Genomic DNA, 14,303 nt, shown 5'->3' with positions numbered 1-14,303 from the left:
TCGCGCATGACCATCGCCCCGCCCCCCGCCGCGCAGGCGCCACGCGTGCTCGTGACGGGATCGGCCGGCTTTATCGGTTTCCACGTCGCCAGCCGCCTGCTCCAGGGCGGTGCGACGGTGCTCGGCATCGACAATTTCTCCGATTACTATGACGTCGCGCTCAAGGAAGCGCGCAACGACATGCTCTCCAACCACGCGAATTTCCGCGTCGAGCGTCTGTCGATCGAGGACCAGCCGGCGCTTGCCGAAGCCTGGACCGCGTTCCGCCCCGATGTGGTGATCCATCTGGCCGGGCAGGCCGGCGTGCGCTTCAGCATCGAACAGCCGGCAAGCTATGTCGGCGCGAACATCGTCGGGACGTTCAACCTGCTCGAACTCGCGCGCCACCATCCGGTGCGCCACTTCCTCGCGGCGTCGACCAGCTCGGTCTATGGCGCCAATACCGACATGCCGTTCGGCGAGACGCAGCGCACCGCGACGCCGATGAGCCTCTATGCCGCCACCAAGGGCGCGACCGAGCTGATGGGGCACAGCTATGCCCATCTGTTCGGCACGCCGACCACCTTTTTCCGCTTCTTCACCGTCTATGGCCCGTGGGGCCGGCCGGACATGGCACTGTTCAAGTTCACCCGCGCGATCCTCGCAGGCGAGCCGATCGACGTTTACAACAATGGCGACATGGTGCGCGACTTCACCTTCATCGACGATCTTGTCGAAGGCATCGTGCGGCTGATCGATGCGGTGCCGGGCAACGTGCCGGTGGCGGGCGACAGCCTGTCGCCGGTGGCACCGTTCCGCATCGTCAATATCGGGGCGGGCCGCGCCACCCCGCTAATGACCTATATCGCCGCCACCGAACGCGCGCTGGGGCGCGAGGCGATCAAGAATTTCATGCCGATGCAGGCCGGCGACGTGCCGGCGACGGAGGCGTCCGCCGATCTGCTCCGCCGCCTGACCGGCTATGCGCCGTCCACCGGCCCGGACGAGGGCGTTGCGGCGTTCGTGCGCTGGTATCTGGATCATTATCGCGGCTGAGCGGGCGCGGCTCTCCGCCGGACGGCGACGTCAGGCCGCGATCGCCGCGCGCTCGGGGATCGTGTCGCTGCCAGACAGGTCCATCACTCGACAGGCCTCGATCGCATCGATGACGGCCTTCAATGCCGCAGGGTGCGACGGATAGCCGAGATGCGGGCAACCCACTTCAATCTGCATGTCGGCCTCGGCCTCATCGCCCCGCGCCGACGCGGCCGGGATCACGCCGTCGCAACGCGACCAGACAGCGACCGTCGGCACCGGCGGCTTTTCGGACAGGGCTAAGGCGGCCGATGCGGCGGAGGGTCGATGCCCGGAGACGAGCCGATAGAGGTGCGAGACCAGCGTTGCGCTGAGATCGCCCGAAAAGGGACTGCCGAGCGTGATCACCGCCGCCACCCGGTGCGGGGCACGCTTGGCATATTCGCGTGCGATCAGCCCACCGAGGCTCCAGCCGACGAGCACGAGCGGGCGGCCGTCGCGGCGCTGAAGGCGTGTCACGCGCGCATCGAGCCGATCGATCAGATCGGGCGAGACGCCGAGATTGCGGCCCAGGCCCCAGCGATAGGCGCGAAAGCCCCGGGCGCGCAGCCCGCTGCGCAGCGGCCACATCGAGATGTCGTCGGCGAGCAGGCCGGGCAGCACGAGCACGCGCGGCCCGCGCCGGGCGGCGCGTCGCCGCGGACGCACGGCACGCCCGCGCCGAACCATGCCCCGCGCGAACAACGCCACTTCGCGCAGCAGATGCGCGATGCGGCGAAGTGACAATTCGTGGGGAAGCGGTTCGAGATGCAACGACTGATCCATCCTGCATCGAACCCGCAGCGGGCGCGATTGTTTCCGCGCCCGCCGAGCGACCTACAGGCCGGCCATGAAGCTGCGAACGGCCGGCGCAATGTCCGGCCGCGACAGCGCGACCGCCAGATTTGCCTGGATGAAGCCGGCCTTGTCGCCGCAGTCATAGCGCTTGCCGTCGAACGTCACGCCGTGGAACGGCTGCGTCTCGATCATCCGCGCCATCGCGTCGGTGAGCTGGATCTCGCCGCCCGCACCGGTTTCCTGCCCGTCGAGAATCCGCATCACTTCCGGCTGGAGGATGTAGCGGCCGATCACCGACAGGTTCGAGGGCGCGGTGCCCGGCGCCGGCTTTTCGACCAGCCCCTTAACTTCGGTCAGCGCGCCGTCGCGCGCGCCGGGCGTGATGATGCCGTAACGGTGCGTCTGATCGTCGGGCACTTCCTCGGCACAGATCAGGTTGCCACCGACGCGGTTATAGGCATCGACCATCTGCTTGAGGCAGCCGGGCTTGCCGAGCATGAAATCGTCAGCGAGCAGCACGGCGAACGGCTCGTCGCCGACGATGTCGCGTGCGCACCAGACCGCGTGGCCGAGCCCCATCGGCTCCTGCTGGCGGACATAGGCGATCGCGCCCGGCTTGAGCCGGGTCGGCTCCAGCACGTCGAGCGACTTGCCGCGTTCGGCCATCGTGCTTTCGAGCTCATAGGCGATGTCGAAATGGTCCTCGATCGCGCTCTTGCCGCGGCCGGTGACGAAGATCATCTGCTCGATGCCGGCCTCGATCGCCTCGTCGACCGCATATTGGATCAGCGGCCGATCGACCACCGGGAGCATTTCCTTCGGCATCGCCTTGGTGGCGGGAAGGAATCGGGTGCCGAGGCCACCAACCGGAAAAACAGCCTTACGCAGCGGTTTGATCGTCATATATCCTCATCTGGCTACGCCGAATAGCCGGGCCATAACCGGCGCCCGACGGTGAAGCAAATCTTAGCAAAGCTTTAACCATTCGGTCATCGGATCGCTGCTAACGATCGTCGATGACCATTTTGCGCAAACGCGTTCTCGTTATTTTCGGCACCCGCCCCGAAGCGATAAAGCTGTTTCCGGTGGTGCAGCAGCTGCGGGCGATGCAGGCGTTCGACGTCCGCACCTGCGTCACCGCCCAGCATCGCGGGCTGCTCGATCAGGTGCTCGCCATTGCCGGGCTGACGCCCGATATCGACCTGAACCTGATGACGCCGGGCCAGACGCTGGACCAGCTCACCGCGCGGCTGCTGGTCGCGCTGGGCGAGGTGATGGACGAGGTGCAGCCCGATCGCGTCGTGGTGCAGGGCGATACCGCCACAGCGATGGTGGGGGCACTCGCCGCTTATTACCGCAAGGTGCCGGTAAGCCATGTCGAGGCAGGGCTTCGATCGGGCGACATCTATCAGCCTTGGCCCGAGGAGGTGAACCGCCGGATCGTCGCGCCGATCGCCGACCAGCATTTCGCGCCGACCGACACCGCCGCCCGCGCGTTGCGCCACGAGAATATCGCGCCGGCGAGCATCTATGTGACCGGCAACACCGTGATCGACGCGCTGCTCGCCACCAGCGAACGGATCGCGGCCGATCCGATGCTGGCCGCCGGGCTCGACGACATCGCCGCGCGCTTCGCGGGCAAGCGGATCATCCTGGTGACGACGCACCGCCGCGAGAATTTCGGGGACGGCATGGCGGCGATCGCCGGTGCGCTGAAACGGCTGGCGGCGCGGCCCGATGTCGCCATCCTGTTTCCGGTCCATCCCAACCCCAATGTCCTGGCGGTGATGGCGGCGGCGCTGGACGGACAACCGAACATCGCGCGCATCGATCCGCTCGATTACCCCCATTTCATCCGGGCGCTGACGCTGTCGCATCTCGTGCTGACCGATTCGGGGGGCGTTCAGGAGGAAGCGCCCGCGCTGGGCAAGCCGGTGCTGGTGATGCGCGAGACGACCGAGCGGCCCGAAGGCGTCGCAGCGGGCACGGCCCGGCTGGTCGGCACCGATCCCGATCGTATCGTCGACGAAGCCTGTCGGCTGCTCGACAACGGGGACGCCTATTCGGCGATGGCCCGCGCGCACAACCCGTTCGGCGACGGCCAGGCCGCAGCGCGGATCGCGGCTGTGATCGGCGCCGGCTTCGGCATGGCGGCGGGGTGAGGCCGCTCAGACACAGGCTCATGCTGCCCTGACGCAACAAGGCCCGCGAACCGGGTTCGCGGGCCTTATCATTGTCGCTGTTCGAGCGGGTGGCGACTCAGCGTTCGCTGCCCTCGCCTGCCCCTGCGGGCGGCATGCCGCCCTGCTGCTGCTGCATCATCATCTGCTGGATGATCGCTGCAGGCACCAGATCCTGCATCTGCACGTCGAACACGAGCACCTGACCGGCAAGCTCGTTCTCGGCGCTGGCTTCTGCGCCATAGCCGAGGCTCGGCGGCAGCCAGAAGCGGTAATGCGAGCCCTTCTTCATCAGCTTCACGCCTTCGGTGAAGCCGGGAATCATCGGCTGGCCGATCTGGAAACGCATCGGCGCGCGCGGCTGGAATTCCTTGCCGTCGCGGAGCGTGCCGTGGATTTCGAGCACGACCCCGTCCTGATCGGCGGCGGTCGCCCCGCTACCGGCCTCGACCACCTGATACTGAAGCCCAGACGCGGTCGTCTGCACGCCCGGCTGCTGCTTGTGCCAGTCAAGGAACTCTTCGGCGGAGTAGCGCGACACCACGGATGCACGCGTGCCGGTCCAGGCAAGGATGCCGGCAAGCGCGACCGCAGCGAGAACGCCCAGCCAGATCCATACCTTGTAGCGACCCTTCACAGGCTGAAGGGGAACGGCGGTCACGGACATGATGGAGCTCCGGCTCGGGGCATGACGCCCCTGAATTCAAACAGGAAACACCCGGGGCCCGAACGATCGCGCCCCGGCCGTCGCAACACCCTTAACGGGCGCTGTCGCGCTCCATGCGCTTGCGCTCAAGCTTGCGCGCGCGGCGAACCGCGGCGGCACGCTCGCGAGCGCGCTTCTCGCTGGGCTTTTCGTAATGACGGCGCAGCTTCATCTCGCGATAGACGCCCTCACGCTGCAGCTTCTTCTTGAGCGCGCGCAGCGCCTGGTCGACATTGTTGTCGCGAACGATGATCTGCATAAAGTCGAACAGCTCCGAATCAATTCAATAGAAAGGGGTCGCCGGAACCAAGGCTGCGGCGTCGAACGCGCGGCTTACCAGCGCCCATCCGATTCTTCAAGGGCAAGCGGCCCAAAATCGTCGAGGCGAGCGCCTGTGGCACGGAAGTCACAGCCGTGCAGATTACACAACATTGCAGCCACGCAACGCGGCCGATAATTATGAGTTCGATTTTGGCCGGATGACTCAGCTAGCACAAGCCTTGGATTACGAGACACGCCTTCTGATCGTCGACGACGACCCCGGTATTCGTGAGCTGACCGCCGCGTTTCTGTCGCAGCACGGCTATGTCGTCGATACCGCGGAGGACGGGGTTTCGATGCGGGCGGCGCTGGACGCGCATGACTATGCGCTGGTCGTGCTCGACCTGATGATGCCGGGCGAGGACGGGCTGTCGATCCTGCGCACGATGGACCGCCAGGCGGGCCCGGCCGTGATCTTCCATTCGGTGCTGAGCGAGGACATCGACCGGATCGTCGGCCTGGAAATGGGCGCCGACGATTATATTGCCAAGCCCGCCAATCCGCGCGAACTGCTCGCGCGGATCCGCTCGGTCCTGCGGCGGGTAGGCAGCGCGCCCGTGGCGACGCCGACGGTCGAGCGGCAGTTCCTGCGCTTTGCCCGCTGGCGGCTCGATCCGGTGGGCCGCCAGCTCTATGATCCCGACGGCGTGCTGATCAACCTTTCCGACGGCGAGTTCCGGCTGTTGCTGGCGCTGGTGGAACGGCCACGCCGTGTGCTGACCCGCGACGCGCTGCTCGATTATTCGCGCGGCGCGAACGCCGAACATTTCGACCGGGCGATCGACGTGCAGATGAGCCGGCTGCGCAAGAAGCTGGCCCGTCCGGGCGATGACGAGCTGATCCGCACCATCCGCAACGAAGGCTATATGTTCGTCGCTGAAGTGACGACCAAATAAGGCGCCGGCAGGTGAAGATCACCCGGTTCTCGATCGTGCTGCCGATGATGGGATTCGCCGTCACCTCGGCCGCCGCGGCGATATTCGTCCAGTTTGCGGTGACCTTTCGCGGCCCGCCGCCGGGCATGGCCCCGATCCCGATCGCCCGCATCGCCGAGGCACTGCGCACTGAACGCTCGCCGGCATCGGCCACCGGGCAACGCATCGTCGTCAGCTATTCGCCGGCGGTACCGGCAGCCCCTAGAGACGAACAGCCCTCGCCACGTCGCGACCGGGCCATCGCCGCCCTGATCCCGGATTCACCCGAATCGGTCCGCGGCTTCTACAAATGGCCCACGCGCGACCCCGATGGTGACGTCCTGGGCAGTTTTACCGTCGCCCACCGCAGCAACGATCGCTGGGTGGTCGCCTCGGTCAGCTTCGAACCCGACCTCGCCCGGTGGCGCTGGCGGACGCTCCAGGCAATGGCGCTGACGCTGCTCGTGCTGTCGCTGCTCGCCTGGGCGGCGGCGAAACGGGCGTCGCGGCCGTTGCGACGACTGGCCGACGCCGCCAGCCGCGTGCGGCTGGGTGCGCCGGAACCAATGCCGCTCGGCGGACCGCGCGAGGTCCAGGAACTCGCGCGCGCGGTGGAAGCGATGCAGGGCCGGATTTTGCAACAGGCCGAGAACCGCACCGCGATGCTCGCCGCGATGGCGCATGATCTGGGCACCCCCCTCACCCGCCTCGCCTTCTGGGTCGAACAGCTTCCCGACGTCGCCCGCGATCGCGCCGCCGCCGATATCGAGGAGATGCGGGCGATGTTGGCCGCCACGCTGCGCTTTGCGCGGGACGATCGCGCGCGCGGCGATCCGAAGCGCCTCGATCTCGGCAGCCTGATCGAGAGCCTCGCGGACGACCTGGCGGTCGCCGGCATCGCCGCCACCGTCAACCCAGGCCCGCGTGTCGTGGTGACGGGTGATGCTGCCGCGCTGCGCCGCGTTTTCACCAATCTGATCGAGAACGCGGTGCGCTACGGCCGAACGGCGGAGATCGGCTGGTCGAGCACGCGCGGCTGGGCGGTGGTCACCGTCGACGATGCCGGACCGGGCTTCGACCTTGCCCGCGCCGAAAGCCTGTTCGCGCCATTCGTGCGGGGGGAGACGTCGCGCAACCGGGCGACCGGCGGCACCGGGCTGGGGCTGGCGATCGTCCGCTCGATCGTCGAGGCGCATGACGGCGAAGTCACGCTGGAAAATCGCGACGGCGGCGGGGGCCGTGTGCGCGTTCGGTTACCCGCCGAAAGATAGCGCAACACGCGGCCAAATAGCGCAATACGCCCGCATCATCGCGCCGCCACAAGGCTCCCAGACAGCAGGGAGACCCGATTTTGCATCCAGACTACGATCATGATCACGATCGCGGCCTCGCTCACGATCTTGGCGCGATGACCGCGCTGGCCAGCCGGCGACGTGCGCTGCGCTGGTTCACCGGTGCCGGAACCGCAGCCGTGCTGGCGGCATGCGATGGCAGCTCAAACTCAAGTGACTCGGGCACCGTGGTTTCGCCCACGCCGACCCCGACGCCCAGCGCGACGCCGACACCCACCCCGACGCCGACCGCCACCTCGACCGGAAGCTGCGTCGTCGATCCGACCGAGACCAATGGCCCCTATCCGGCCGACGGCACCAATACGTCGTCTGGCCTGACATCGAACGCGCTCACCGCGACCAACGTCGTCCGCAGCGATATCCGTTCGAGCTTCATCGGATCGTCGACGACCGCGGCGACCGGCGTGCAGTTGACGCTCACGCTGACCGTCGTCGACGTGAACACCGCCTGCGCACCGCTTGTCGGTTATGCGGTGTACATCTGGCACTGCGACGCCAACGGCAAATACTCGCTCTACGACCTGCCGAACGAAAGCTATCTGCGCGGCGTGGGCGTGACCGATGCAAACGGCCAGGTCACCTTCACCACCATCTTCCCGGGCTGCTATTCGGGCCGATGGCCGCACATCCATTTCGAGGTGTTCTCGAGCCTCGCCAACGCCACCAGCGGGCGTTATGCGACGCTGATCTCGCAGCTGGCGATGCCGACGGCCGCCTGCTCGACGGTCTACAACGGGTCGAGCGCCTATTCGTCCAGCATTCGCAACTTCAGCAGCATCTCGCTATCGAGCGACAATGTGTTCGGTGACAACACCGCAGCACAGCTGGCGCAACAGACGCCCGCCGCCACCGGCAGCGTTTCAGAAGGCCTTACCGCCACGGCGGTTATCGGAATCGCGCGGTAATAGGGTTTCCCGCGCGATCGGCTCCGCTCACCGAGGTGTCGTCCCCCTGCACGCACTTCCCGGTGAGCGGAGCTTTGTTATAGTTGCCGGCATGCCCGTTTCCGCCGCTGCCGCGCCCGCCCATCGCCACCGCCTGCGTTCGATCCTGGGCGGTTCGGCGGGCAATCTGGTCGAATGGTACGACTGGTACGCCTATGCCGCGCTCGCCAGCTATCTGGCGCCGCACTTCTTTGCCCCTGGCGCGGCGCGCGACCTGAACGCCTGGATCGTCTTCGCGATCGGCTTCTTCATGCGTCCGATCGGCGGCTGGCTGATGGGCATCTATGGCGACCGCCACGGGCGCAAGGCCGGCCTTACGCTGTCGGTCACGCTGATGTGCGGCGGATCGCTGATTATCGCCCTCACCCCGTCCTATGCCTCGATCGGCTGGCTGGCGACGGCATCGCTGGTGGTGGCGCGGCTGCTCCAGGGCCTGTCACTGGGCGGCGAATATGGCGCGAGTGCCACCTATCTTTCGGAGATGGCGGGGCGGCGCCACCGGGGCTTCTTCTCCAGCTTTCAATATGTGACGCTGATTTCCGGCCAACTCTCGGCGCTGCTGGTGCTGATCGTGCTGCAGGCGGCGATGCCGGAGCCGGCACTGCGCGAATGGGGCTGGCGCCTGCCCTTCGCGCTGGGCGGCGTGCTGGCGCTGCTGGTCTATTGGCTTCGCCGCCGGCTTGCCGAGACCGACAGCTTCGCCAATCGCGACCGCGCCGCGCGTTCGGGAACGCTCGCGCTGGTGCGACAGCATCCGCGCGAGGCGCTGCTCGTGCTGCTGCTCACCGCCGGCGGCACCCTCGCCTTCTATGCCTATACCATCTATCCGATCGCGTTCCTGAAGAACACGGCGGGCTTTTCCGACGCCGCGGCGACGCAGGTCAATGCCGCCGCGCTGTTCGTCTTCATGGCGATCCAGCCGCTTGCCGGGGCGCTGTCGGATCGGGTCGGCCGCAAGCCGCTGATGGTCGGTTTCGGCATTCTCGGCGTCGTCTTCACCTATCCGATTTTCGTTGCGCTGGAGGGCGTGCGGGACCCGGTATCGGCATTCCTGCTGATGAGCGGGGCGCTGCTGATCGTCACCGGCTATACCTCGATCAACGCGGTGGTGAAGGCGGAACTGTTTCCCGCCCATATCCGCACGCTGGGCGTGGCGCTGCCCTATGCGCTGGCCAATGCCATCTTCGGCGGCACCGCGCCGTCGGTGGCGCTGTGGTTCAAAAACGAGGGCTGGGAGCGCGGCTTTTACTGGTATGTGACGGCGTTGATTGCCGTCTCGCTCGTCACCTATGCGACGATGCGCGACACCGCCCGCCACAGCCAGATCGTCGAGGATTAGGCGATCAGGCCGTCGCCGCGCGTTGCGAGCACCCGGCCGATCGCATCGAACAGCGCGTCCATCGCCACCGGCTTGAACAGCACGTCGTCCGCGCCGAGCGCCATACAGCGCTGGTGAAGATCCACCGCCGCGTCTGCCGTGACCACGATGATCGGCAGCTTTGCCTTGTCATCGCCGCGCGCGCGAATCCGCCGGATCGTTTCGAACCCGTCGGTTCCCGGCATGCGCAGATCGACAAGGATGACGTCGAATGTCTCCGCATCGATGCGCGCGAGTCCCTCCTCGGCCCAGGCCGCTTCGGCCATGGTAGCCCCCGCAACGTCGAGCATGTCCTTGACGACGCGCCGATTCATCGGATCATCTTCGATAAAAAGGACGTTCATGCGGGCCCGCTCACGCAGCCAAGTTCAGAAAATGCGACCGTTTTTTTCATCTTGTGGTGTGCTATCGCTCTAAGCCGCTTCCGAAACAAGCGGGTCTTTCGCCCGTGGAATCGATTTTCTCGCTATCCCGTCAGGCAACGCCGCCCGTACCAGTGCAGCGCCAGACACAGGCCTATGTATCACCTGTGCCATGCCGGCGTCCAGCAGATCGGCTTCGTTCTCCCCCTCCTTTGGCGTCCACAACAGGCTGATGAAAGGCGCGCCGCCCGCCGCGACCAGCTTCGACAATCCCTGTGCCAGCGGAACGGCGGGATCGCGCACGCTCGTATCGTCGACGATCACCGCTAAGATCGGGTTTGCCGCCAGCTGCGCAACCGCTTCGTCGACATTGCCCGCCAGGCAGACAGTTTCCACCAGCTCGGCGAACAACGCGCGCAGCATCGCCCGTGTGATCGGATTGCGATCGACGATCAGCACCCCGCCCTGTGCGGCGTTCGCCACGCTCGCTGCCTCCGGCGCCTCGGCATGGATCAGCGGCAACGCGATCGTGAAGGTCGATCCGCGGCCGGGCTCGCTCGAAACGCGGATGTCGCCGCCCAGCGCCTGCGCCAGATTGCGGCAGATCGTGAGGCCCAGGCCGGTGCCGCCAAATTCGCGCGTCGTGCTCGAATCCGCCTGGCGGAATGATTCGAAGATTTCCTCGAGCTTGTCGGCAGGAATGCCGACGCCCGTGTCCGACACGCTGATCTCGATCGTCTCGCGTTCGGGAACCGCCCGCGCCGACAGGCCGATTCGCCCCTCGGCCGTGAACTTGAGCGCATTCGACAGCAGGTTGAGCGTCATCTGGCGGATGCGGCCCGGATCGCTGATGATCCAGCCGGGGGCGCCCGCGAGATCGACGTCGAACGCCAGGCCCTTGGCCTTGGCCGGCTCCGCCCATAGCCGTCCCGCCTCTGCCATCAGCGCGGCGAAATCCATCGGGATCGGGTCGACGGTGAGGTTCCCCGTCTCCATCTTCGCGACGTCGAGAATATCGTCCACCAGCGACCGCATCGTCATGCCGGCGCCGTGCACGAGTTCGACGCGCTCGCGAATCAGCGGATCGAGCCTGCCATCGGCGAGCATCACCTGAGTCATGCCGAGGATGCCGTTGAGCGGGGTGCGGATTTCGTGGCTGGTGGTGGCGAGGAACTCGGTCTTGGCCTTGAGCGCCTTTTCGAGCGCGACATTGGTTTCGTTGAGCACCGCGTTCGCCGCCCGAACCTCGTTGCGGCTGCGCCGGATCGTGATGAGCCCGACGGTCAGGAGCGCGATCACCACCAGCGTCGCGCTGCCGATCGCAAGGAACAGGGTGCGCTGGAACTCGGCCGATTTGCGCAACTGCTCGGTGGTGAGCTTCTGGATCGTCAGTTCCTGGTTGGCGTAATCGAACCGCGCCGCCATCAGCGCCGCACTGTTGGTGGTGGCAACCTTCGCCGCCTCGTCGCTCAACCGCTTGAGCGCCTCCAGATGGACAAGCGCGCGCTTATAGTCGCCGAGTGCGCGGTAGATGCTGTAGGCGTAGAAGTGCGGGCCCCTGAATTCGACGGAGGTACTAAATAGATCAACCCCCTCAAACGCCTCATCGATTAGCTGCCTGGCTCGATGAATGTCCCCTCGATCTTCAGCCAAACGGGCAGCAGTCGCGAGAAGCATGGTATCCAAGCCTGCGGCGTCGCCGCCAGCGATCAAGGTGAATGCCCGCTTCAACGTCCGCTGGGCACCCGTCAGATCGCGAGACTCAACTTGATTGCGCGCCATATTACTTAGAACCCGAGCTTCCAAAAGCGGCTTATCAAGTTCTCTTGCAATCTTAACAGCGGCCGAGAATTCGTGATTCGCCTCCTGATAGCGCTCCAGCAGCAAAAGCGCATTACCACGACTATTGTGAAGCGCCAGTGATAGGACAGGATCACCTTGGAATTTTTTGGCGGCTTGCTCGTAGTATCGCTCGGCCCTTCGAACATCATTTGCCGATGTGTAAAGCGCCCCAATACTTTGTAATACGATTGCCTGACTTCGGAGTTCTCCGATACGCCCGTATATACGATACGCCTCCTGGTAAGAGGCGAGAGCAGCGGCAGCACGATCTTGCACAATATACAAGTTGCCCAGCGACATCCTCAAGTCGCCGCGTACTTTAATTGGTTGATGAACATCTTCAATCAGCTTGATCCCGGCTTCTAACAAACGCTGGGCTTCACCTGGATGATCGGTACGAATCTTTAATTCCGCCTCCAGCCAAAGCGCCGTTGCCATTCCAGCCGCTTGATCCGTCTTGTCTTGGATGCGCGCAGATTCGGCCCGAATCTTTTGGATATAGGACAAGGCGTCCTCTGGCCGCTCAACTAGATGCTGCTTTGCCGCGTTCACGAGAGGTTGGAGATCAACGAGATTTTCGGCTAACGCCGCGCCGGGAAAAGCAACAACTGTGATCGCAAGTGCGATCAAACACCGGCGAAAGGCGCCGATCACGCGCGTTTCCAGAGGCTCTCAGGTCGAATGAAGGGCGAAGCTAGACGATCCTCGCGATCCTCCTTCAACTGATCGTCGAGATAGGCCAGCAGAGCATCGAGCGGGATGGGCCTCGAAATTAAATAGCCCTGAACCATATCGCATCCCATGACGCTCAGCAGAGCAAGCGCCGATGGCGTCTCCACCCCTTCGGCGGTTACTTCCATTTCCAACGCATGCGCAAGGTCAATCGTGGACCGCACAATCAGCGGATCACGGTTGCTCGACGTGAGGTTCGTTACGAACATCTTGTCGATCTTCAACTCTTTCGCGGGGAGTTGCTTTAGATAGGCGAGCGACGAGAGACCGGCACCATAATCGTCGATAGCCAAGGCAATGCCGCTATCTGCGAATTGCTTCAGGTGTCGAATTGCGCTGTCTGGATCCTGAATCACTGCCGTTTCGGTGATTTCGAAGCCAAGCCTTGCCTCCGAATTACCGTCAATTATCGCGCAAGCCTCCGCTACGAACGCAGAATCGGCCAGCAGCACGCCCGAAACATTGATGAAGACAGGAATGTCGTGCCCCGCATCCGCCATCCGCCGCTGGTCCGCAATAACCTGTCGCAACGTCCAGAGCGTCAGCGCGCCGATCTCGTCCGCCTTCTCGGCAACCGAAATGAAATCGCCAGGCAGGATCAGCCCGCGCGTGGGATGCTGCCATCGGATCAATGCCTCGACACCGGCGATCCGCTGCTGGCGGACATTCAGCTTCGGCTGATAGTGGAGAAACATCTCGCCCTGTTCGATGGCGCGCCGCAACTCACGCATGAGCGTCAACGAATCGAAGGCGAGATCGACACGCGAAAGGTCGATCAGGTGAAACCCGCCCGTTCCGGCCGCCACCGTCGCTGCGGACTCGGCGGCCTCGACAAGCCGGGTTTCGTCGCATTGACCGATTGGGCCGGCCGCCACGCCAAGGTGAAGAACCAGCGGATCGCCTTGCACGAGCTCTTCACAGCAGGCTTCAAGCTGCCGCCATATGGTTTCGGCGAACCGCTCAATCGCGTTGAGGTCCCCCGCTGGAAACGCAAATTCGATGATGTCGCGGCCGGCCTCCAAAAGGCTGACATCCGGATGGCGCTCAATTTCCGAAATCAGCGTATCGAAAGCGCGCCGGGTTGCCCCGCGACCGTGATTGCGCCGGATGATCGCATAGTTGCCGATTGAAACGTGCGCGATTCCGTACCAACCCGCCTCGGCTGGTTTCGCGCCTGGATCGATTTGATCACCCGCCCGCACTGGCGCCGCGGCCCCGTCGGCGCGCGCCGCGAGGTCCGTGTCCGCGCCATGGGAGCGCTCAGGTGGCTCGATCATTACCGACATTCCACCAACTGGTTAGCGGATGAGGTTCAACGAATGGTAAACGTCCCGCTGCGGTACGCGCCGCCAACACGTTTCGCAGCCGAATCTCGATTGCCCGATCATTAATTTTCCGTTAACACATTCGGCGTGCGGCAACCGCACGACTGGGAGACAAATGATGTTCGGGTTCAACCTTTTCTTCCGTGACGGCGTTACCGGCAACGAAATCCGTCCGCTCTAAATCTGATCGTTTTTCCGGGCCGGTGGCCGTGCGCCATTGGTTAATGTGTCGCTGGCCCGGAAGCTTGAATATGATGGAGGTCCGCATTTTGCGGGCCTTTTTGTTTGTGCCACGCGGCAACGGCTTTGTGCACCGCAATGACTTGCCGTGACGCGCCGTTGCGCTAAGAGCCGAACTTCCCAGCTGGAAACAGCGTCCTAGCCACAGGGGATCGT

At 64.8% G+C, this 14,303-nt stretch carries 13 protein-coding genes; 6 read left to right on the top strand and 7 right to left on the bottom strand.

What is annotated here, in order from left to right; genetic code table 11:
• The first annotated feature begins 6 nt into the window (after positions 1-6).
• A complete protein-coding gene (locus ACX40Y_RS14020) occupies positions 7-1,035 on the top strand; it encodes an NAD-dependent epimerase/dehydratase family protein (protein ID WP_459120188.1) in 1,029 nt (342 codons plus the stop codon).
• Positions 1,036-1,065: 30 nt separating this feature from the next.
• Here ACX40Y_RS14020 and ACX40Y_RS14015 read toward each other — a convergent pair whose 3' ends face one another.
• Positions 1,066-1,827, bottom strand: coding sequence for an esterase/lipase family protein (locus ACX40Y_RS14015; protein ID WP_459120187.1), 762 nt, complete (start codon positions 1,825-1,827; stop codon positions 1,066-1,068).
• A 63-nt stretch (positions 1,828-1,890) separates the two neighbouring features.
• Complete coding sequence (galU, locus tag ACX40Y_RS14010) at positions 1,891-2,754, bottom strand: UTP--glucose-1-phosphate uridylyltransferase GalU (RefSeq protein WP_459120186.1); 864 nt, start codon at positions 2,752-2,754, stop codon at positions 1,891-1,893.
• A gap of 113 nt (positions 2,755-2,867) precedes the next feature.
• Here galU and wecB point away from each other — a divergent pair, with 113 nt between their 5' ends.
• A complete protein-coding gene (wecB, locus tag ACX40Y_RS14005) occupies positions 2,868-4,013 on the top strand; it encodes a non-hydrolyzing UDP-N-acetylglucosamine 2-epimerase (RefSeq protein WP_459120185.1) in 1,146 nt (381 codons plus the stop codon).
• Positions 4,014-4,110: 97 nt separating this feature from the next.
• Here the strand turns inward: wecB and ACX40Y_RS14000 are convergent, their stop codons facing one another.
• Both ACX40Y_RS14000 and rpsU read right to left on the bottom strand, forming a co-directional pair.
• Complete coding sequence (locus ACX40Y_RS14000; protein ID WP_459120184.1) at positions 4,111-4,698, bottom strand: FKBP-type peptidyl-prolyl cis-trans isomerase; 588 nt, start codon at positions 4,696-4,698, stop codon at positions 4,111-4,113.
• A gap of 91 nt (positions 4,699-4,789) precedes the next feature.
• The gene (gene rpsU, locus ACX40Y_RS13995) at positions 4,790-4,996 is read right to left on the bottom strand and encodes a 30S ribosomal protein S21 (protein WP_010545388.1); all 207 of its coding nucleotides are present in this window, start codon (positions 4,994-4,996) and stop codon (positions 4,790-4,792) included.
• A gap of 220 nt (positions 4,997-5,216) precedes the next feature.
• On the opposite strand from rpsU, the gene ACX40Y_RS13990 reads away from it, so the two are divergent.
• The 4 genes from ACX40Y_RS13990 (at position 5,217) to ACX40Y_RS13975 (ending at position 9,607) form a co-directional block, all read left to right on the top strand.
• Complete coding sequence (locus ACX40Y_RS13990; protein ID WP_459120183.1) at positions 5,217-5,954, top strand: response regulator; 738 nt, start codon at positions 5,217-5,219, stop codon at positions 5,952-5,954.
• An 11-nt stretch (positions 5,955-5,965) separates the two neighbouring features.
• Positions 5,966-7,243, top strand: a complete 1,278-nt coding sequence (locus ACX40Y_RS13985) for an ATP-binding protein (RefSeq protein WP_459120182.1) — start codon at positions 5,966-5,968, stop codon at positions 7,241-7,243.
• Between the two features lie 80 nt (positions 7,244-7,323).
• Complete coding sequence (locus tag ACX40Y_RS13980) at positions 7,324-8,229, top strand: intradiol ring-cleavage dioxygenase (RefSeq protein ID WP_459120181.1); 906 nt, start codon at positions 7,324-7,326, stop codon at positions 8,227-8,229.
• Positions 8,230-8,320: 91 nt separating this feature from the next.
• A complete protein-coding gene (locus ACX40Y_RS13975) occupies positions 8,321-9,607 on the top strand; it encodes an MFS transporter (protein ID WP_459120180.1) in 1,287 nt (428 codons plus the stop codon).
• Here ACX40Y_RS13975 and ACX40Y_RS13970 read toward each other — a convergent pair.
• The 3 genes from ACX40Y_RS13970 to ACX40Y_RS13960 all read right to left on the bottom strand — a co-directional run bounded on the left by ACX40Y_RS13970 (position 9,604) and on the right by ACX40Y_RS13960 (position 13,859).
• Entirely contained in the window at positions 9,604-9,990 is a 387-nt protein-coding gene (locus ACX40Y_RS13970; RefSeq protein ID WP_459120179.1) for a response regulator, read from the bottom strand. The genes ACX40Y_RS13975 and ACX40Y_RS13970 overlap by 4 nt on opposite strands.
• A 69-nt stretch (positions 9,991-10,059) precedes the next feature.
• A complete protein-coding gene (locus tag ACX40Y_RS13965; RefSeq protein WP_459120178.1) occupies positions 10,060-12,504 on the bottom strand; it encodes an ATP-binding protein in 2,445 nt (814 codons plus the stop codon).
• Positions 12,501-13,859: an EAL domain-containing protein gene (locus ACX40Y_RS13960; RefSeq protein ID WP_459120177.1), complete on the bottom strand. Its 1,359-nt coding sequence runs from the start codon at positions 13,857-13,859 to the stop codon at positions 12,501-12,503. Before ACX40Y_RS13960 ends, ACX40Y_RS13965 begins: the two co-directional genes overlap by 4 nt.
• Between the last annotated feature and the right edge of the window lie 444 nt (positions 13,860-14,303).

The organism is Sphingomonas sp. RS6, from assembly GCF_054489705.1.
The sequence above is the reverse complement of the archived record's forward strand: the minus strand, read 5'-3'. Positions and strand labels throughout refer to the sequence as shown.

Excerpts from the sequence above, each read along its gene's own strand:
- ACX40Y_RS13970 (WP_459120179.1), bottom strand. The coding sequence starts at position 9,990 with ATGAACGTCCTTTTTATCGAAGATGATCCGATGAATCGGCGCGTCGTC.
- ACX40Y_RS13960 (WP_459120177.1), bottom strand. The coding sequence starts at position 13,859 with ATGATCGAGCCACCTGAGCGCTCCCATGGCGCGGACACGGACCTCGCG.
- galU (WP_459120186.1), bottom strand. The coding sequence starts at position 2,754 with ATGACGATCAAACCGCTGCGTAAGGCTGTTTTTCCGGTTGGTGGCCTC.
- ACX40Y_RS14020 (WP_459120188.1), top strand. The coding sequence starts at position 7 with ATGACCATCGCCCCGCCCCCCGCCGCGCAGGCGCCACGCGTGCTCGTG.
- rpsU (WP_010545388.1), bottom strand. The coding sequence starts at position 4,996 with ATGCAGATCATCGTTCGCGACAACAATGTCGACCAGGCGCTGCGCGCG.
- ACX40Y_RS13975 (WP_459120180.1), top strand. The coding sequence starts at position 8,321 with ATGCCCGTTTCCGCCGCTGCCGCGCCCGCCCATCGCCACCGCCTGCGT.
- ACX40Y_RS13990 (WP_459120183.1), top strand. The coding sequence starts at position 5,217 with ATGACTCAGCTAGCACAAGCCTTGGATTACGAGACACGCCTTCTGATC.
- ACX40Y_RS14000 (WP_459120184.1), bottom strand. The coding sequence starts at position 4,698 with ATGTCCGTGACCGCCGTTCCCCTTCAGCCTGTGAAGGGTCGCTACAAG.
- wecB (WP_459120185.1), top strand. The coding sequence starts at position 2,868 with ATGACCATTTTGCGCAAACGCGTTCTCGTTATTTTCGGCACCCGCCCC.